This is a genomic window from Agrobacterium sp. V1 (genome assembly GCF_030518355.1).
GTDB lineage: Bacteria > Pseudomonadota > Alphaproteobacteria > Rhizobiales > Rhizobiaceae > Agrobacterium > Agrobacterium cucumeris.
Map to the genome: position 1 here is coordinate 1,006,325 of NZ_JAULSF010000002.1, position 19,343 is coordinate 1,025,667.

The 19,343-nt window shown below is 60.0% G+C and carries 12 protein-coding genes and 1 pseudogene; 10 read left to right on the forward strand and 3 right to left on the reverse strand.

Annotated elements, in window-relative coordinates:
- Positions 1-120 precede the first annotated feature (120 nt).
- From QSV77_RS18585 to QSV77_RS18610, 6 genes are all read left to right on the forward strand, one after another.
- A complete protein-coding gene (locus QSV77_RS18585; protein WP_302735270.1) occupies positions 121-2,358 on the forward strand; it encodes an AMP-binding protein in 2,238 nt (745 codons plus the stop codon).
- A 41-nt stretch (positions 2,359-2,399) separates the two neighbouring features.
- Positions 2,400-6,959 (forward strand): type I polyketide synthase, encoded by a 4,560-nt coding sequence (locus QSV77_RS18590; RefSeq protein ID WP_302734610.1) that lies wholly within the window; start codon positions 2,400-2,402, stop codon positions 6,957-6,959.
- A gap of 39 nt (positions 6,960-6,998) precedes the next feature.
- Positions 6,999-8,066 (forward strand): LLM class flavin-dependent oxidoreductase, encoded by a 1,068-nt coding sequence (locus QSV77_RS18595; protein WP_302734611.1) that lies wholly within the window; start codon positions 6,999-7,001, stop codon positions 8,064-8,066.
- 13 nt (positions 8,067-8,079) lie between these two features.
- Positions 8,080-11,460, forward strand: a complete 3,381-nt coding sequence (locus tag QSV77_RS18600) for an amino acid adenylation domain-containing protein (protein ID WP_302734612.1) — start codon at positions 8,080-8,082, stop codon at positions 11,458-11,460.
- 31 nt (positions 11,461-11,491) lie between these two features.
- Complete coding sequence (locus QSV77_RS18605; protein ID WP_302734613.1) at positions 11,492-12,844, forward strand: MATE family efflux transporter; 1,353 nt, start codon at positions 11,492-11,494, stop codon at positions 12,842-12,844.
- Positions 12,845-12,975: 131 nt separating this feature from the next.
- A complete protein-coding gene (locus QSV77_RS18610; protein ID WP_110760108.1) occupies positions 12,976-13,497 on the forward strand; it encodes an Rrf2 family transcriptional regulator in 522 nt (173 codons plus the stop codon).
- Between the two features lie 31 nt (positions 13,498-13,528).
- Here QSV77_RS18610 and panD read toward each other — a convergent pair whose 3' ends face one another.
- Complete coding sequence (panD, locus tag QSV77_RS18615) at positions 13,529-13,996, reverse strand: aspartate 1-decarboxylase (RefSeq protein WP_110760109.1); 468 nt, start codon at positions 13,994-13,996, stop codon at positions 13,529-13,531.
- A gap of 23 nt (positions 13,997-14,019) precedes the next feature.
- Positions 14,020-14,508, reverse strand: a complete 489-nt coding sequence (locus QSV77_RS18620; RefSeq protein ID WP_302734614.1) for an Rrf2 family transcriptional regulator — start codon at positions 14,506-14,508, stop codon at positions 14,020-14,022.
- A 198-nt stretch (positions 14,509-14,706) separates the two neighbouring features.
- Here QSV77_RS18620 and QSV77_RS18625 point away from each other — a divergent pair.
- Positions 14,707-14,808, forward strand: a pseudogene (locus tag QSV77_RS18625) (ABC transporter permease); the annotation flags it as partial.
- 116 nt (positions 14,809-14,924) lie between these two features.
- Here QSV77_RS18625 and QSV77_RS18630 read toward each other — a convergent pair.
- Positions 14,925-15,836 carry a 2-dehydro-3-deoxygalactonokinase gene (locus tag QSV77_RS18630; protein WP_302734615.1) on the reverse strand — a complete coding sequence of 304 codons (912 nt, stop codon included), beginning with the start codon at positions 15,834-15,836 and terminating at the stop codon, positions 14,925-14,927.
- Between the two features lie 115 nt (positions 15,837-15,951).
- Here QSV77_RS18630 and QSV77_RS18635 point away from each other — a divergent pair, with 115 nt between their 5' ends.
- Genes QSV77_RS18635 through QSV77_RS18645 form a run of 3 tightly spaced genes read left to right on the forward strand, consistent with a single transcriptional unit; the run spans position 15,952 to position 19,322 of the window.
- Entirely contained in the window at positions 15,952-16,860 is a 909-nt protein-coding gene (locus QSV77_RS18635) for a dihydrodipicolinate synthase family protein (RefSeq protein ID WP_302734617.1), read from the forward strand.
- Complete coding sequence (locus QSV77_RS18640; protein ID WP_302735271.1) at positions 16,860-18,026, forward strand: mandelate racemase/muconate lactonizing enzyme family protein; 1,167 nt, start codon at positions 16,860-16,862, stop codon at positions 18,024-18,026. Before QSV77_RS18635 ends, QSV77_RS18640 begins: the two co-directional genes overlap by 1 nt.
- Positions 18,027-18,050: 24 nt before the next feature.
- Positions 18,051-19,322 carry a sugar ABC transporter substrate-binding protein gene (locus QSV77_RS18645; RefSeq protein ID WP_302734618.1) on the forward strand — a complete coding sequence of 424 codons (1,272 nt, stop codon included), beginning with the start codon at positions 18,051-18,053 and terminating at the stop codon, positions 19,320-19,322.
- Positions 19,323-19,343: the final 21 nt, after the last annotated feature.

Consider the following 19,343-nt stretch of genomic DNA (forward strand, 5'->3'; position numbering starts at 1 on the left):
CAGCGACGACTGCCGCTGGCGGATAAGTATGGGCAATTGGAACGGTGAGCATCCTATGGTTGCTCGTCGCGAATATTGATGTCCCGACGTCAGGAGCTTTTTCAGATGCAGATCATACCGATGTTCGCTCGAAAGCCATCTGGGGAAAGAGATTTTATAACAATAATACATAGGCTTGAGGACATCGCCGCCGACCGTCCAGCAGATGAGGCCTTCCGTTTTTATCCTGACGATCCAGGCGCGGTCGACGAAAGTCGCAGTGATGGCTGGACGTGGGGAGAATTGAACGCTCGCGTTAAAATTGTTTCTGACGAGGTTTCCAGAACGGGTCTTGTCGGGCAGGGCGGCCGGGTCCTCGTCGTTTACCCGCCGGGTCTCGCCTTCATCGCGGCCTTTCTCGGATGCCTGCATGCCGGTGCCGTTCCGGTGCCCGTCCCGGCGCCGCGGCGGAATGAGGGAATACACCGTTGGTTGCATATTGCGAAAGACGCCGGCATCTCGGGAATAGTATGCGCCGCCGAATTGAAGGAGCTGCTGGAACCGCTTCAGAGGGCCGTTGGCCATGGATTTTGCCTTGCACCGTCAGGCGCCGATCCCAATATTCCGCTGCAGGATCTTACGCCTTCCTCGAGCCTTCCAGCGGTTCTCGACGGCAGCCGGATTGCATTTCTGCAATATACGTCCGGTTCGACCAGTGATCCGAAAGGCGTCATGGTCACGCATGCCAATCTGATGGCCAACCTGCGGCAGATCAGCCTCGCGTTTCATTATGGCCCGGAGGATCGGTCCGCGACGTGGTTGCCCCATTATCACGACATGGGGCTGATCGACGGCATCCTGTCACCGATCTTCAACGGATTTCCGGTGTCGATCATGGCGCCAGCGAGCTTTCTGCGACGGCCGCTGCGGTTCCTTGAACTGGCGACGCAAAACCGGGCAACCATTATCGGCGGACCGAATTTCGCCTATGAGCATTGTGCGGACCGCTACAGTGAAGAAGCCGCCGCGCAGCTTGATCTCTCCACGATCCGGATCGCCTATAATGGTGCGGAGCCGGTGCGCCCGCATACGCTGAGGCGCTTCAGCGCGCTGTTTGCCGACCATGGCTTTCGGCACGAAGCCTTTTATTGCTGCTATGGCCAGGCCGAAGCCACGCTTTTCCTGACCGGAAATGCCCCGTCTGATCCGCCGCAATTGCGGAGCTTCGAGCGTGAAACGCTGGCGAACCAGGGAACGGCGCTGCCGCTCCCCGCTGGTGCGGATGAGCATGATGCAATCGAACTTGCGGCCTGCGGACGTCCCGGGGCGGATATCGAGATCGTTGTCATGGAGCCCGAGGAAAACCGGCTGCTCGACGATGGGCAGGTCGGCGAATTGTGGATCCGTGGTCCGAATGTCACGCCCGGTTACTGGGCGAGGGCAAAAGCAAGCGCGGAAAGCTTTGACCAGAAAGTTGCCGGCGAGGGTGGCTGGCGCCGCACGGGCGATCTTGGCTTTCGCCATGACGGGCAATATTTCATTACCGGCCGCCTGAAGGATCTCATCATCATCAGGGGGCAGAACCATCACCCCGAGGACATAGAGCAGACCGCCTTCTCGTCGCATGCCGCGCTCGCACAGGGGCGGGCGGGTGCTTTTGCGCTTGATGTGGATGGTGAGGAGCAGGTCGGTCTCGTCTGCGAGCTTACCCGTGATGGTCTGCGCAATCTGGATGCCGAAGCCGTTCTGCACGCCATTCGCGGGGCCATCTCCCGTGTTCACAAGCTCAAGCTTGCCACCATCGTCCTCATCCGCCCCAGCAGCCTGCCGCGCACGCCGAGCGGCAAGGTCCGGCGTTTTGCCTGCCGCCAGGATCTGCTGACCGGCAATCTCAAGGTGGTCGAGCGTTGGGAGGCCACCCCGCAGGCGAGTTTCACGCCGGTTGCCGATCCGGGTGCAGTTGTCGACTGGGCGCAACAATTGTCTCGGGTTGACCGATCCCGGCATCCGGCTTTGCTTCGGCAGTGGATCAGGGAGGAAGTTTCATGGCTTTCCCGTCTTCCTGCCGGAACCCTGCCCGCTGCAAATGCCGGTTTTTTTGATCTCGGACTGGATTCCGTGGCGCTTGTCGGCCTTGCCGGAACGCTGGAGCGTGAATTGGGTATCAGAACGCAACCGACGCTGTTTTTCGAGCACGCGACGATCGATGCGCTGGTGGAGCATCTGTGCAGCGATCTCATCGCCCCCGAGGTAACGGTGCAAGTGCAGGAGACGCCGGCGCAGAATTCCCGGTCGGACGACGCGGGGGAAGAAAGCGACCTGTCGTCCGAACTGGCTGCCCTGTCATCACTTCTGCAGGCTGGAACAGGCCGAAAATAATCTCACGCTTTTCATGCAATCGATGATCGGAGCCATCGCCGATGAACGTAAAACAACAGGCCGGGGCCGGCAGTCAGCCCGATCAGGCGACATTGCTCGGAATATTGCGCGACGCCCGGGAGCGTCTGGAGATTTTCCAGAAACGCCATGATGAGCGCGTCGCGATCATCGGCCTCGCAGGCCGTTTTCCCGGTGCCGATGATATTGACGGGTTCTGGCAGCTGCTTGCCGGTGGCGGCTCAGGATTGACGGCGGTCACGGATGCGGATCTCGAAAGCGCCGGTATCGATCCGCAATTGTCGGGGCAGTCCGACTATGTCAGGGTCTGGGGTGGGTTCAGCGATCCGACCGCTTTTGATGCCGGGTTTTTCGGTTATGCGCCAAGGGAAGCCCAGCTGCTTGATCCGCAGCAACGGGTATTTCTGGAATGCGCCTGGAACGCGCTGGAACATGCCGGTTATGGAAGCGGGAAAAGCCGGGGCCGCACGGGTGTTTATGCCGGCGGTTCGCTGAATTATCACTTCACCCATATTCATTCCGACCCGTCCCTGCGCGACAGCGTGGCACCGCTGCAGGCGGGGCTCGGCAATGTTTCCGGCATGATCGCATCGCGCGTGGCTTACCACCTCGATCTTGAGGGGCCGAGTGTGGGCGTTCAGGCAACCTGCGCCACCGGTCTGGTGTCGGTGCATCTCGCCGTTCAGGCATTGCTTTTGGGCGAATGCGAGATGGCGGTGGCAGGTGCTGTCTCCGTTGGCCAGCCCAGGCCTGCCGGTTATCTCTATGAGGCAGGGGGCATCGGTGCCCCCGATGGCCAATGCCGGCCATTCGATGCGGCTGCCAGCGGCACCATATTCACCAACGGTGTTGGCGCCGTGATCCTGAAGCGCCTTGGCGATGCGAAGGCGGCCGGCGATACGGTTTATGCCGTTATTGCCGGGTCGGCGATCGGTAACGACGGCAGCTCCAAGGTGGGATTGACGGCTCCGAGCGTCAAAGGCCAGGCCTCTGTTCTCAAGAAGGCGCTGGCCAATGCGGGCATCGCTCCCTCGGCAGTGGATTATGTGGAGGCCCACGCGACCGCGACCGCGATCGGCGATCCGATCGAACTGACCGCGCTGAACCGTATCTACGGGCCGTCGCTTCGCGCCGAAGGCCGGACTTGCCTCATCGGTTCGCTCAAGGGAAATGTCGGGCATATGGATGCCGCGGCCGGCATTGGCGGGCTCATCAAGACTGTCCTTGCCCTGCGGCATGAATGCCTGCCGGCGAGCGGCAACTTCACGACGCCCAGCAGCGCCTGCGATTTTGAAAGCGGCCCCTTCCGGGTGGCGGCCGGCAAATCCGACTGGAAAGCCGATGCCGACAGGCCGCGCCGTGCCGCCATCAGCGCATTTGGCATGGGGGGCAGCAATGCCCATGTGATCATAGAGGAAGCGCCCGCACGACAGGAATCGGCGGAAGGCGAGACGGGCGCGTTGCTGCTGCCGCTCTCGGCGCGTTCGGTGGCCTCGCTCGCCGCAATGCAATCTTCCCTTTCGGATGCGCTTTCGAAAACCGGAAAACATCAGGGGGTGTCCCTTGCCGATGTTGCCCATACGCTGCAGACGGGACGAGAGACCTTCAACCACCGTTCCATCACGCTTGCGACGACATTATCCGACGCCGCCGAGAGACTGAAAGCCGCCTCCGGGCCCGGTTACGTCACAGGCCAGATCCCGCAGCATGACCCAAGCCTGGTATTCATGTTCCCGGGGCAGGGCAGCCAGCATGTGGGAATGGCCCGGTCACTCTATGAGCGCGAAGAGCACTTCCGGGCAGCACTCGATGAATGCCTGTCATTGATACCGGACGATCTTCAAATCCGGGCGTTGCTTCTTGCAGGGCCGGATGCCTCCGATACCGGGCTGGACCGCACGGACCGTGCCCAGCCTGCGCTGTTTGCCATCGAATATGCGCTGGCCAGAATGTGGATGCACAAGGGTTTGCAGCCGCGGGCCATGATTGGCCACAGCGTTGGCGAATATGTCGCCGCCTGCCTCGCCGGCGTGTTCTCCCTGAAGGATGCCATTTTCCTCGTGCTGGCACGGGGGCGGTTGATGCAGGGTTGCGCCGCCGGCGGAATGTTGTCGGTGATGCTGCCTGAGGCTGATCTGCGCGCCCGGCTGGATGAGGGGCTGGAAATAGCTGCCGTGAATGGCCCGGGCAGCTGCGTTGTTGCTGGCGACATGGAGGGTCTGCATCGTTTTGCCGAACGGCTGGAGAAGGACGGGGCCGGCTGCCGGCTGCTCAGGACATCGCATGCGTTTCACAGTGCGGCGATGGAGCCGATTCTCGAGGAGTTTGCGGGCCTGTTCGACGGCATCGCTCTCTCTGCGCCGGCAATCGATGTGATGTCCAATCTTTCGGGAAACTGGCTGCGGGCCGAAGAGGCCCGCAGCCCGGCATACTGGACCGAACATCTTCGCAGGGCGGTAAATTTCAGCGACGGGATGAAACACCTTCTCGAACTTTCCGCTCCCGTTCTGCTGGAGGTCGGGCCCGGCTCGACGCTTTCAAGGCTGGCGCGCCAGCAGGCGAATGATGATTGCCGCATTGTCACGTCCCTGCCGGATGCGGCCGGAACGGCCGACGCTGCCGACCATGCGTTGCTGGCGTTCGGACAGCTATGGCTGGCGGGCATCGATGTCCGCTGGGAGGCGCTTGACGACGGATCGCCGCGCCGCCGTGTGGGTTTGCCGGGTTATCATTTCGAGCGGCAATCATACTGGATTGCGCCACCCACGGTTGGGCGGGAAACGGCTGCTGCCGCAACCCACAGACCGATGGCCGAATGGTTCCATCAGCCGGTGTGGAAGACGCGGCCGTTGAAAATCGGCGTATCGGCAGCCGTCAAAGGTCGCTGGCTTGTTTTCGGTGCGGCTCTTCCGGAAATTCCGCAAGGGATCGATGCGGTTCTTGTGGGTGAGGGAGCGACATTCAGCGCTTCGGAGAAAGCCTATACGATCGATCCGGCGAGCGCCGAGCATCTCCTTGCCCTGTTCGACGATCTCGCCAAAAAGAACTGGACGCCGGATCAGATCATCAGCGGTTTCGGCTTGGCGGATATGGACCTGCCGGACGCCGCGTGGAATTTTGCGCTTGCCCTTGCCGGAACGCTTGCCGGTGGCAACCAGCGTCCGGATGTGACATTCATCGGCAGGTCCATGCACGGTATTTTTGCCGCCGATGAGGTTCAGCCCGCCAAAGCCCGGATTAACGGGTTGGCGCGGATGCTGAGCCAGGAACTGCCGGGACTATCGTGCCGCAGTATCGATGTTCAGGGCCTGCCGGACGCAAATGCCGCAAAATATATTCGGGATGCCGTCTCTTCGCCTCTGGTCGAAGGGGAGCAGATTTATGCCCTTCGCGACGGTATTTTGTTCGCGCTCTCCCATGAGCGGGTCGAACTCAGCGATGTTGAAGCCGGTTCCATTGCAAAGCCCGGTGAAACCTATCTTGTCACAGGCGAACTTCTGGGAGGGCTGGGGCTTGTCTATGCCAGCGCGCTCATCAAAGCTGGAGCAAAAGTCATTCTGGCGGGTCGTACGGGAATTCCGCTGGTGCCGGACTGGGAGCGCTGGCTTGCATCTCACAGCCCCCGTCATCCGGTCAGCCTTTTCATCCAGACGCTCAGATCGCTCGGAACCCCCGGCAGGGACTATCTTCTCTTTTCGGGGGATGTGAGTGAGGCGCAATGGCTTCGCTCCTCACTGGAGGAGGGAGAAAAAAGCCTCGGCACCGTGAAGGGTGTTTTCCACACAGCCGCGATGGGGGACCAGTATTTCGGGCTGCTCGGCAATGAAAATTTCGACACCAAAAGCCTTCAGGCCGTAAAATCCGGCACCATTGACGCCCTTGATCGTGTTCTTGGACAGCGCGGTGACATTTTCGTCCTTGTCCAGTCGTCGCTCTCATCGATCGTTGGTGGCAAAGGCCTTGGCCGATACGCTGCGGAAAATGCCTATCTGGATGCTTTCGTCTCCGCAAAAAAGCACGCGTCCGGTCCGGTCTGGAAATCCGTCAACTGGGATGCTTGCGCATCGGTTCACGCGCCGGAGGCCGGCCATGCGGCCCATCGGGAAATAACCCCGGAGGAGGTATGGCAGGTCACGGCGCTGGTGCTTTCGCAGGCTTCGCCGGCGTCAATCGTCGTCACGCCCTATGATCTCGAAAACCGTCCGGCAGTGGACGTCCAGGGTTCCGACGACGCCACGGCGAACGGCCAGAAATCCGCCCGCAGCGGGGTGTCGGCCGCCTATGCCGCGCCGCAGGGGCCGCTTGAGGAAGAAGTCGTCGCCATCATGGCGGAGCTCCTAGGGATAAATGGTATCGGCGTTGCCGACAATTTCTTCGAACTCGGCGGGCATTCGCTGCTCGCCATCCAGGTCGTCGCCCGGCTTCGAAAGCGCTTCGACGTTGAAATTCCAATGCGGGCCCTGCTTTTCGACGCACCGACGGCCGCCGGCCTCGCCAGGGTCATTCAGGAGGGTCTCGACGCCCGCAACCATGAGGCGGATATGCTTGCCTCGATGCTTGATGACGTCGAGGCCGGGCGTTGAAGACGCCGATAACGCTCACACACAATCGGGATCATTCTGATGAAATTCAGCCTTTTTTATTTTGACGGTGACGGGTCGCGTCCGGGTCAGGAAAACTACCGCCTGTTGATGGACAGCGCACAGTTTGCGGATGCGAATGACCTGGAGGCACTGTGGGTGCCGGAACGGCATTTCCACGCATTTGGGGGCCTCTACCCCAATCCCTCGATCGTCAGTGCCGCATTGGCGATGGTCACGCGCAAGGTACAGCTGAGGGCCGGAAGCGTCGTTGCCGCCCTGCATCATCCTGCCCGCGTGGCGGAGGAATGGGCGGTCGTCGATAATCTGTCCGGCGGCAGGGCAGGTATTGCGATTGCGGCCGGCTGGACCAAAGACGAATTCGTTTTCTCGAAGGAACCGCACGGGAACCGCCGCAGCACCATGTGGCGCTCTTATGAACAGATCAGCCGTCTTCTCGCCGGCGAGGCGGTCGCATTCGAGGATGCGGACGGTAACATCGTTGACGCAAAAACCCTGCCGCGGCCCGTGCAGTCGCGCATCCCCTTCTGGGTTGCATGCCAGTCCACAGAGACTTTCATCGAAGCAGGCCGCCGCGGCCTCAATGTTCTGACGGCCCTGCTTGGTGAGACGACGGAGTCGCTTGCGCCGAAGATCGAGGCCTACCGCAAGTCGCGGGAAAAACATGGGCATGATCCGGCGGCGGGAACCGTCAGCATGATGGTCCACACATTTTTGGGCGATGATACCGGTAAGGTAAAATCAAATGTTTCCAAACCTTTCGGAGATTATCTTCGCACGCATTATCATCTTCTCGAAGGCCTTGGGCGGAGCATGGGTGTCGACATTACGCTCGATAACTTCAGCGATGACGACCTCGACAGCCTGATCGAATTCGGCATCGAGGGTTTCATGAAAGGCAGGTCGCTGATCGGCACGCCGGAAAGCTGCCAGTCGACGGTGGATACATTGGCGGAAATGGGCGTCGATGAAATCGCCTGCCTGATCGATTTCGTTCAGGATTACGAGCTCGTCATGGACAGCCTGCCATTTCTGCTGAAACTCGTGGAAGCGAACCGCCCGCCGGTTCGTGTTGCCAGAGCGGTCTGAAGGATTTGCGATGATGTCGAATGCCGAAACGATTGCTCTATTGCGTAACCGCATCGCAAATCTTGACCCGGAGCAGCGGGCAAGGCTGCGCTCGCAGCTTGAAGCACGTGGCATGTCCTGGCAGGATGTTGCGCCTGACGACGGCGATGCGGATGTTGCCGGGCGATTGCCGCTGACGTCATCGCAGATGCATTTCTGGCTGCAGCAGAAGATCTACCCTGATAGTTCGGCCTATGTCATTCCGTTCAGCTGGCATATTGATGGCCCGCTGGACCACGACGCCATCATCCGCACGCTTCAAATTCTCGTCGCGCGGCACGAGCCGTTGCGCACGGCATTTCCGCTCGAAGAGGGAAGGCCGTGGCAGCAGGTTCACGGCAGTATGGCGCCCGAACTGGTCGTTTCCGATTGCCGGAACATGTCTGCTTCCGATTGTGACGAGGCGATAGGCCGGATCGCCCGCACCCCTTTCGATTTGTCCAAGGCGCCGCTGATGCGCACGCATCTGCTGCAGCTTGGAGAAAACGAGCATATTCTTGTGTTCGTCTTTCATCATACGGTTGCCGACGGGTGGTCGCGCGGCATTCTCATGCGTGAATTTTCGTTGTGTTACGCTGCTGTGGCGAACGGTCAGGAACCGGTTCTCGATCCCTTGCCGCAATCCTATGGCGACTTTGTCCGCGCCAGGCAAAAATGGTCCGGCACGAAGGATTACGAGCGGCAAAAACAATACTGGGTCAACCGGCTGCAAAATCTCGAGCCGCAGGAGTTTCCAGCCGACTATCCCCGCCATGAAACGGCTGACATGGCCAGCGAAACGCTGGTGAAGGAGATTTCGCAGGATCTGATGGCGGAAGTGTCTGCTCTGGCCGCCAGGCTCGGTACGACGACCTTTGTGGTGTTTGCCGCCGTTTTCCAGCTTTTGCACCATCGCTATACCGGTCGCCGTGACCTTGCCGTATGCGTCCCCGTTGCCGGTCGGAGCGATCCCGATTTGGCGGGATTGATTGGCCTGTTCACCAATACGATCGTGTTGCGCAATGATCTCAGCCCGGCCATGTCATTCCGGGACTGGGCGAGGCGCATACAGGAAGATTTCGCCAACGCGTTGGAACATCAGGACTTTCCCTTTGCGGAGTTGATGGATGTGCTGGGCAGCAACCGCGAAGGGGTGGAAAATTCGCCATTCCAGATTTCCTTTCAGGTCCAGACCCAGGGCTACAGGCAGCAGAATGCGCAGGGCTTCGATCTGGGCAATGCCAGCCTGCGGGTGAGGCAGGAAGCGATACCGGTCGCGGAAGCAAAGCTCGACATGAGCTGGATGATCATGGAACGCGCATCGGGCGCGCTCGTCACCGTCGAGTACCGGTCCGGCCGGTTCGAGGCGGTGCGAATGGAGCGGCAGCTGGAGCATTTTGAAAACCTGCTGCGGTCGGTCGTTGCTTCCCCCGACGCGCTTTTACCGACCTTCGAATATATCTCCGCCGGCGAGCGTGAGGGTCTTCTGTCGGCGGGCGCGCTCGTGGCGCGGCCTCTCCCGGTCAAGGGGGTGCACGACCTGATAAGCGGTGCGGCACGTCTCCATCCCGAAAAGATTGCCATTGAATGCGTGGACAGGAGCTGGACGTATAGTCAGCTCGAAGAGGCGTCGAATAATCTCGCAAGAGCGCTTCTGACACTGGACCGGCCGGTGAAACCGGGAATGCGCGTGGCGGTTTCGCTGCCGGGGCAGGCGAGCTGCATCATATCTTTCCTTGCGATCATAAAGGCCGGCGCGGTCTATGTTCCGATCGATCCGCGCCACCCGGCAGACAGGATCGGTTACGTGCTGGAGGATGCCGCGGCGGTTCTGGTGCTGACTGACAATGCGGGGCTTTTCCCTGGCATTGCCTGCATCGATCCTGTTCATCATCTTGAAGATCAGCCGGATGCCCGGCTTCCGGCGATGCCTGATAACAGTGACATCTATATTCTCTACACAAGCGGCAGCACGGGGCGACCCAAGGGAGTGCCGATTACGCATACGGGCCTGCTCAATCAGTTCCAGTCCATGGCGCGCCACCCCGGTATAGGGGCTGGAGACCGGATGCTTTCGGTGACGACGCCGGCATTCGACATCTCCGTTCTGGAAATGCTCTGGCCATTGAGCGTCGGCGCCACGGCCGTCATGCGCGAACCGGACCTTTTGCTTCAACCCGAGAAGCTGGGAAGGACAATCGGCGAATATGATATTTCGCATTTTCAGGCGACCCCCGCCACATGGAGAATGCTGCTGGACAGCGGCTGGGAAGGAAAAAAATCCCTCACCGGACTATGCGGCGGCGAAGCTCTCGATGCCCAGCTTGCCGGCCGGCTCATTCAAAAGATCGGTTCTCTCTGGAATGTCTATGGCCCGACCGAGACGACGATCTGGGCTGGTGCATTGCTGGTGGAGGAGGCACATTCCAGAAGCGGCAAGGTGCCGATCGGCGGCCGCCTGGATAACACCTCGTTCCTCGTCCTCGATGCCTATATGGATCCCGTTCCCGAAGGCGTGCCGGGAGAGCTGCATATTGGTGGCATAAGCCTCAGCCGTGGCTACTGGGACCGGCCGGCGCTTGCGGCCGAAAAATTCGTTCCCGATCCATATGACCGGACATTGATGCCGGGCTCCCGCCTTTACAAAACAGGTGACCTTGTCGTGCGCAGGCCGGACGGCAATCTGGAATTCGTCGGACGAACCGACTTCCAGATCAAATTGCGCGGCTATCGCATCGAGGTTGGAGAAATAGAGAGCCTGCTTCAGGAAGAAGAGGGCGTCGATCAGGTTCTGGTTCTGCTCGATGCGAACAGGGAGCAGCTTCTGGCCTATGTTCTCCTTGAGGATCGCTCCGGCAAGGTCGACAAGGGTGCCATGGGTATCCGGCTCAGCAGGGCGCTTTCGGCTCGGTTGCCGCGTTACATGGTGCCGTCGCATTTCATTCTTCTGGAAGAGTTTCCCATGAATGCGAATGGCAAAGTGGATCGCAAACGGCTGCCGCTGCCGGATCGCTCGGAAAGGTCGGTTTCCGAAATCAGCTCTCCGGGAAACCGGGTCGAACAGGCATTGCACGCCGTCTGGCAGCAGATGCTGAAGCGCGACGATATTGGCGTCAGCGACAATTTTTTCGAGCTGGGAGGCGATTCCCTGCTGATCGTCGCCATGCCCGCGAGGGTTCGCGATGCGCTTGGCATCGAGCTGGAAGTCACGGATTTCTTCCGTTTTCCGACACTGCAAACGCTGGCTGGCCACATAATCGATCTGCAGCAGGGCAAAGCCGAGCCATCGGAGAGTGGACGGGGGCGAAGCGACACCAGAGTGCAGGGGCGGGAACGGCAATTGCAGCGGCGCATCAGGTCAGGCAATTTCGCCTGACCTGTCCATGAAGCCGATCAGGATAACAGCGATGGAACAGGGCGCCGCAACCGCCGGGACAGAAGACATCAAGACGCATGGAAAGCCCACCTTATTCCAGCTGAGCTTTCCGCTCCTGCTTCATTCGCTGCTGAGCTTCTTCGTCAATCTGGCCGATACGGCGATCATAAGCGCCTATTCGGCAGAAGCCGCGGCCGCCGTTGCTGTCGCCAAACAGGTTCTGCTGATAGCGTTTGAATTATCCGGACTTATCGGCATCGGCGCCGTCATCGTCATTTCCCGGCACCTTGGCCGGGGTGAGGTGGAGGCGGCGCGGCAGGTGGTTGCGGTCGCGCTTTTGACCAACACGATCGTTGGTCTTGCGCTTGGGCTGTCATTGATCGTTGCGGGACCCCTCGTGCTTGAGCAACTGGCGGGTTCGACGTCGCTGAGTGCTGAAGCTGGCCTCTATCTGGACATCGTCGCGGTTGCCATGGTCTTTAACGGCTTCATTGCTGCCGGTCTGGCCTGCCTGCGCGCATTCGGTCACAGCCGGCTGATCCTGGCATTCGGGGTGGGGGTATCGGCCTTTTATCTCCTTGCTGAATGGGTTCTCATTCTGGGAGCCGGGCCTCTGCCGGGCATGGGCGTGACGGGCGCGGCAATCGGCACCCTGAGCGTTCGCCTGCTGACCGCTGCCGTTCTGACGCCGGTTCTGGTGCGCAAGCTCGGGCTGCGTTTTTCGCTTGCCGATACGATTGCGCGTCTGGCGACGGCCCGGTGGATGATCGCAATCGCTTTGCCGAGCGTGACCGATTACATCGCCTACAGTTTTTACCAGATCATTCTTCTGGGGCTGGTCGCCAGATTCGGCGTCGAGGCCGTGCTGGGGCGCACTTACACGATGCTTGCCATGGCTTTTCTGATCGTTGTCGTCATGGCAATCAGTCAGGGCAACGAAGTTCTGATCGGTTACCGGTTCGGCGAACGCAAGCTTGACGCGGCGACCCGTCAGGCTCTCCGGTCCGCAAGCATCGCTGCAGCTGCGACAACCGGGCTTGCCACGCTGATCTGGCTCGCCTCGGTTCCCTATACCCGGTTGTTTACCGACAACCCGGCGATCATCGAATTGGTCGGCAGCCTGCTGTTTCTGACGATATTCATTCAGCCCGGATTTGCATTCAACACGATCCTGTTTCAATCGCTGCGGGCTGTCGGAGATGTCCGCTGGCCGGTTTTCGTCAGCCTGACCGTGACATGGGGGCTCGGCCTTCCCATGGCCTGGTTTTTCTGCTCGTTCCTCGATCTTGGAGTGACGGGCGTATGGTGGGCGCTGATTATCGAGGAAACCATAAAGGGCGGCCTGTTCCTGCAGCGCTGGCTCGCGCGCGAGGTAAGGCAATAGGGGCAGGATCATCCATACGGCATGCCGGAGGCCGGCTTATATCCCTGGAACAATTGAACGGAGCGATATAACACGGTAGTGTGAGAACCGGATCGACGATCCCCCACTCGTCATGAGGACGTTCATAAACGATGCATCTGAAACGGCAGACTGAAATCGCCTTTGGCATACTTGCAGTATGCGCGCGACAGGGGAACGAAATCGTATCGGTTCAAAAGGTCTCGCAGGAAATCGGTTCTACGAAAGACCACACCTATCAGGTTGTCGCCCTGCTGGCGCGAAACGGTCTGCTGCTGAGCGAGCGAGGTCCCGGTGGCGGCCTCAAACTGGCAAGGGAGCCGGAGGCAGTGAAGCTGACCGAGGTGCTGCGGCTGATACAGCCCGAATTGCTCGGGGAAGGCGCAGATAACCTCCCGTCGCCCCAGTCGGACGCCGAAGCATTGCTTGGCCGTATCGTCTCCACGACATCGTCTTTTTTTGCCCGTCTTCTCGATCGCTTCACGGTTGCCGACCTGATTGCTCCTGACAGTAATCTCCGTGTCAGTTGTCTGGATTGCGGCCTGATGGCGTCCCGCCACCAGGCAACGATCTCCATGGCAGATGATGACCAGCCTCAGCCTCTGGTCGCCAGACAGTCCGGCTATCGCAGCTAGTCGCGCCAGCCGGTTAAGTCCGGCGCATTTTTCAGGCTATGGCTCGATCTGCCACGTCCTCGTCTTCCATATCGGTGTTTTGCCCATTGGGCAGGGTTTCGATAAAGAAGTCGAAGGGACGACGTGCCGTTTCCTTGACGCGATAGCGCAGAACATCCTTCACGTCGTTTTTCGGCGTGAATGTGAGGACCATGGGCGCGGTGTCATAAAGCGCGCTCTCCTGAACGTAAGACGACGAGCATATGATGACCTGATCGCCACGCTGGCAGGTGCGTGCCGCCGCACCATTCAGGATGCAGCATTTTGATCCTGCCTCGCCGAAAATCACATATGTCGAAATTCTGGCGCCGCTTTGCTTGTTCCAGATATCAACGAATTCAAGAGGCCTGATACCTGCGAGGTCGCAATGCTCGGGATCCAGGGTGATCGACCCGTGATAATCAAGATCGGCTCCCGTTACGGTGATGCCGTGTAACTTGGCTCTGACGATGCGTATCAAATGCAACTCTCCTCAACATGATTTCAGATTGTCGCATTCAACCGGCTTACAGCTTCGGTTTCTCCCGCAGATGGCGCTGGCAGCGTCATTCGTCGGCTGCGACACTTTGAACTGCTGATCTTCGTCGGGGTGACATCGGTTATCTTGCAGGTGTCCGCCAGTTCGATGAAATAGTCGGAGGTTGCTTCCGCGAGCATGTGGAAAATGCCCGCCGTGCCGGAAGGATTGGCATTGCGTGTGCGCGGCCGCCTGACAATCGTCGGCTGTGTTGCCCGCAGGATCATGCCCACGGAAAGACTTTCCGGATCCACATTGAGAACGATGCCACCGGTCCGTCCGCGCCTGCTTTGCAGCAGTCCGTTTCTGACCAGAATTGCGACCACCCTTGCGGCGTGATCTTTTGTGACCCCAAGCCGATGAGCAAGCTTTCGCGTCGTATGGGCTTCCTCTGTTTCGTGTACGAAGTTCGTCAGAATGCCGATGGCGATTTCAGATTCCCTGGTCAGATACATCACATGGTTCTCCTCACACCGAGAGACAGGACGTTCAAATTCTCTCTCGTTGTTTAGACGAGCAGGATTTGCTCTTTAGGACCCTGTCATAAAAAAATATTGCGTCGGAGGGCGGTATCGGGAAATGGCGGATGGAATTCCGAGCGACCGGATCGTCCGCGTTGCGGGCGGTTTGCGGTGAAAACTTTGGTGGCCCGCATTCCCGCCGTCTTCGGTCTCATCATCGACCTTATTCTCGATATTGCCGAGAAGAGGCTGATCACCTGGCGGCCGAATACGGGTGAAGAACGACCTGCCTGAGGTCTGGCTTGTGCTGATACCAAACGAGGCGGCCTGTGGGCCGCCTCGTTTCATGAAAGGAACAGGCTCTGCCTGAACCCTGATCTGTCGGGATTGCACCCGGCGATGGTCGGCGCTCAGGAAAGCGTCTGTTTGAGGACGGCGAGCGCCCCTTTCGTCAGGACGTCGTCCGCGCCAATCGATGTCCTGAGCCCGGATACATCTGCGGCAACCAGATAGAGATCGTTCAGCCCGTCATTGCCGACGATAGCTGCCTCGTCTCCCTCCGCATACCATCCGGCATCGCGGGCCTGCCGAAACTCCTGCCCGATGACCAGTCCCCGCACATAGGAGCGCAGCTGATCCGGCGAAAGCCGGCCGGCAAGCCCGCCGGTTCGCGCTGAAAACAGCAGCGACAGCATGGCGGCGGATCGTTTTGCCTCTTTCAGACCCCAGCGATAGGCCTCGGGATCATCGACCGGCGGCTGCGTTGAACCGCGCGCGATGAAGGAATGATTGATGAGCAGATTGAAGATTTCACCGGTCACGAATGTCTGGAAACCGTCAATCCGCCCCGCCTTCACCCGCGCCCATTTGCTGTGGGTTCCGGGAATGATGAGGGTGGCGTCTTCGCCAAGGCCGTGGCCGACGATCTGGGTTTCTTCGCCGCGCATCACATCCGGAAAGGGCTGGCGGGCGGGGTCGTTGAGACCCGGCAGGAAGACGAGGTCGGAGCCGTTCGGCAGCGACCTGCGCACCGTGCCGGCGGCAAGTTCCGCCGGGCCTGCCGGGCACGGCACGTAAGCGACTTCGACCCAGCCATTGCGGCTGGTGATCATGCCGAGGGCCGCGACGGGCAAGGCCCCGTGGCGAGAGAACAAGGGTGCCAGTGCAGTCATCAGCGCCGCCTCATGTTCACCCTTGCCAAGGCTCGAAATACCGTCGGCGGTTTCCAGATGATCGAGTTCTTCGCCGCCTTCACCAACGAGCGCCGCCCTCAGTGATGTCGTTCCCCAATCAACGATGATCGATGTCGCCGCTGCTGCCATGTCTTGAACCTCCTCGTTCATTTCATCTTGGGGCTTGTCATAGGGTGCGAGTCTATGTAGTGTCAATTAGTGAATTCAAGGTATCAAAATATGATACTTAATTGGGAGGAGAAAGATGGTGGCTGGCCTCAAGGGGATTTTGCCTGTTCTGCCCACGCCGTTTCTGGCTGATGGCGGCATTGACGAAGCGGGTATGAAGCGGCTGGTGGTCTTTGCGCTCGACAAGGGCGTGGATGGTGTCGTGTTTCCCGGTTTCGCCAGCGAGGTGGAGGCTTTGAATGCCGCCGAGCGTGCAACGCTGCTGACGATCGTCGTGGATGCGGTGGCCGGCCGGGTGCCTGTTGTGGCCGGCGCCAGTGCGGCCGACTGGCGCGAGGTGGTCGAGCATGGGCGGGCGGCATCGGTGCTCGGCATTCGCCACCTGATGGTGCAGCCGCCCAAGTCGGTCGGCACGGATGCGCCGGCGCTGATCGAATTCCTCGGCAGGATCGTCGAGGTGCTACCCGAGGTTGAAATCATCCTGCAGAATGCGCCTGCGCCGCGCGGCTCCGACCTTTCGCCGCAGGCGATCGTGGAGATCGTGCGCGCCTTGCCGCAGGTGACCTATGTCAAGGAAGAAACGCTTCCCGCCGGCCCGGCCATCAGCCACATCATCGCCCATGCGCCTTCGACACTGAAGGGCGTCATCGGTGGCGGCGGCGCGCGTTACATTCTCGACGAATATGCCCGGGGTGCTACGGCGGCCATGCCGGCGCTGGAGATCGCCGAGGAACATGTGGCCATCGACCGGGCGCTTGTTGCCGGGCGGCAGAAAGAAGCTCGCCGGATCTATGTCCGCACCCTGCCGCTTCTGGTGTTGCAGGCGGTCTATCGCATGCGGCTGACCAAATATGTACTCGCCCGTCGCGGCGTGATCGAAGGCGTCGGCGTGCGTGCGCCGACACCCGAGCTTGATGCGGCGGCCATTGCCGATATTGACGCCAATCTGGTCGAGCTTGGCCTTGTTGCCGCGGAGGCCGCATGATGAACAGCCCCATCGCAACCGTCGAAGTCTTCACGCTGACCCAGCCGCGCAAGGTGCCCTATCTTGGCGCGCTCAGGGAAGGCGAGGTGGTCAATCCCAACGGCTACATCGTGCGCAAGGGTAATCGCACGGTCTACCCCACCTTCGACCGCAGCGTGCTGGTGCGCATGACCACCGAGGCCGGTACTGTCGGCTGGGGCGAGACCTATGGCATCGTCGCCCCCGGCGCGGTCGCCGCCCTCATCAATGATCTTCTCGCCGGTTTCGTGATCGGCCGCGATGGGTCCGATCCTTCGGCTGTTTATGACGACCTCTACGACATGATGCGGGTGCGCGGTTATACCGGCGGCTTTTACGTCGATGCGCTCGCCGCACTCGATATTGCGCTCTGGGATATTGCCGGGCAGGAAGCCGGAAAATCGGTTCGCGACCTTCTCGGCGGCGGGGTAGATACGTTTCCGGCCTATGTTTCCGGCTTGCCTGAAAAAACGCTGAAGGCGCGCGGGGAACTGGCGAAATACTGGCAGGATCGCGGTTTCAACGCCTTCAAATTCGCAACGCCGGTGGCCGATGATGGCCCGGCGGCGGAAATTGCCAATCTCCGGCAGGTGCTTGGGCCCCAGGCGAAGATCGCCGCAGACATGCACTGGAACCAGACACCGGAACGGGCGCTGGAACTGATTGCCGAAATGCAGCCCTTCGACCCGTGGTTCGCCGAAGCGCCCGTCTGGACGGAGGACATTACCGGTCTGGAGAAGGTTTCGAAGAATACCGACGTGCCGATTGCCGTCGGTGAGGAATGGCGCACCCATTGGGATATGCGCGCCCGCATCGAACGCTGCCGTATCGCGATCGTGCAGCCGGAAATGGGCCATAAGGGCATCACCAATTTCATCCGCATCGGCGCCCTTGCCGCCGAACACGGCATTGAGGTGATCCCGCACGCCACCGTTGGCGCCGGCATCTTCCTTGCCGCCAGCCTGCAGGCGTCGTCGACATTGTCGATGCTGAAGGGACACGAATTCCAGCACTCGATCTTCGAGCCGAACCGCCGCCTGCTGGACGGCGACATGGATTGCCGCGAAGGCAGGTATCACCTGCCGTCGGGACCGGGACTTGGGGTAAGGCCGTCGGAGGCGGCGCTCGGTCTGATTGAACGTATCTGATTTGGTTTTTTGGAGGAGGAAACCATGACCAAAAGAATGAAAAAGCTGGCGTTCAGCACTGCGACCGCCGTTTTGATGACCTTGGGCGTTGTTGCGCCCGCCATGGCCGATACCGTGCTGAAGTTCATTTCCTGGCAGACCGACGATGCCGGAACGGGCGAATGGTGGCATTCCGCCATCGCCGCCTTCGAGAAACAGCATCCGGGGGTGAAGATCGAATTCACCAAGGCGGAGCGCAGTTCCTACGCGGATACGATGACCACGCTTTTCGCCGCCAACCAGCCGCCGCAGATCGTGCATCTGGCGTCCTTCGAATTCCAGATGTTTGCCGATAGCGGCTGGCTGGAACCGCTCGACCCGTGGCTGAAGAAGGATGGCATCGACATGACCGGCTGGGCTGGCCAGCAGAAATGCGAATGGAACGGCGAAACCGTCTGCATCATGACCAACTATTTCGGTTTCGTCATGGCCTATAACAAGAAGCTGCTGGAAGAAGCCGGCGTTGCGGTTCCGAAAACCTATGACGAGTTTCTGGCCGCTGCAAAAGCCACGACCAAGGATCTGAACGGCGACGGCATCATCGACCAGTTCGGCACCGGCCACGAAACCAAGGGTGGTCCGGGGCAATATCTGACGGAAATGCTGAACTACATCATCGATGCCGGCGCCTACTGGACCGACAAGGACGGCAACATCACCATCGACACGCCCCAGATGGTCGAGGGCCTTTCACGCTGGAAAACGGTGATGAAGAGCGGCATCAGCCCGGTGGACATGAGCGCCAGCGACGTGCGCAAGCTGTTTGCCGATGGCAAGATGGCCATGCGGCTCGATGGACCGTGGCTTTATGGCACGACTGAAAAGGGTTCGGCCAAGAGCGACATCGTTTATGTCGCGCCGCCGCTTCATCCGCCGCTTGGCGGCTCGTCCAACGTACTGGCGATGCCTGCCGATATTCCCGACGACCAGAAGGCATTGGTCTGGGATTTCATCAAGCTGACGATGACGCCGGAATTCCAGCGCAGTTACGCCACCCTTGGCGGCAACACCCCACCAAGCCCGAAGGCGGATGTCTCGGGTGTTGAAAAGACCATCCCGCATTTTCCGGTGCTGATCGAAACAATGAAGGCCGCGTCGGAAGCCGGTATCGACCGCATCCCGACCGGGCTTGAGCTTTTCTACAACGAGTTCAGCAAGATGGTGATGGAAGAAAGCCAGCGGATGATCATTCAGGATCTCGATCCGGCGGAGGTGGCGAAAACCATGCAGGCAAAGGCCGAAGCCATCAAGGGTTGATCCCCCATTGTCCTGATCTTG

Bases quoted from the DNA above. Each gene is read 5' to 3' on its own strand.
- QSV77_RS18585 (WP_302735270.1), top strand. From the start codon at position 121: ATGTTCGCTCGAAAGCCATCTGGGGAAAGAGATTTTATAACAATAATA.
- QSV77_RS18590 (WP_302734610.1), top strand. From the start codon at position 2,400: ATGAACGTAAAACAACAGGCCGGGGCCGGCAGTCAGCCCGATCAGGCG.
- QSV77_RS18630 (WP_302734615.1), bottom strand. From the start codon at position 15,836: ATGGCAGCAGCGGCGACATCGATCATCGTTGATTGGGGAACGACATCA.
- QSV77_RS18635 (WP_302734617.1), top strand. From the start codon at position 15,952: ATGGTGGCTGGCCTCAAGGGGATTTTGCCTGTTCTGCCCACGCCGTTT.
- QSV77_RS18605 (WP_302734613.1), top strand. From the start codon at position 11,492: ATGGAACAGGGCGCCGCAACCGCCGGGACAGAAGACATCAAGACGCAT.
- QSV77_RS18640 (WP_302735271.1), top strand. From the start codon at position 16,860: ATGAACAGCCCCATCGCAACCGTCGAAGTCTTCACGCTGACCCAGCCG.
- QSV77_RS18645 (WP_302734618.1), top strand. From the start codon at position 18,051: ATGACCAAAAGAATGAAAAAGCTGGCGTTCAGCACTGCGACCGCCGTT.
- QSV77_RS18610 (WP_110760108.1), top strand. From the start codon at position 12,976: ATGCATCTGAAACGGCAGACTGAAATCGCCTTTGGCATACTTGCAGTA.
- QSV77_RS18595 (WP_302734611.1), top strand. From the start codon at position 6,999: ATGAAATTCAGCCTTTTTTATTTTGACGGTGACGGGTCGCGTCCGGGT.
- QSV77_RS18600 (WP_302734612.1), top strand. From the start codon at position 8,080: ATGTCGAATGCCGAAACGATTGCTCTATTGCGTAACCGCATCGCAAAT.
- QSV77_RS18620 (WP_302734614.1), bottom strand. From the start codon at position 14,508: ATGTATCTGACCAGGGAATCTGAAATCGCCATCGGCATTCTGACGAAC.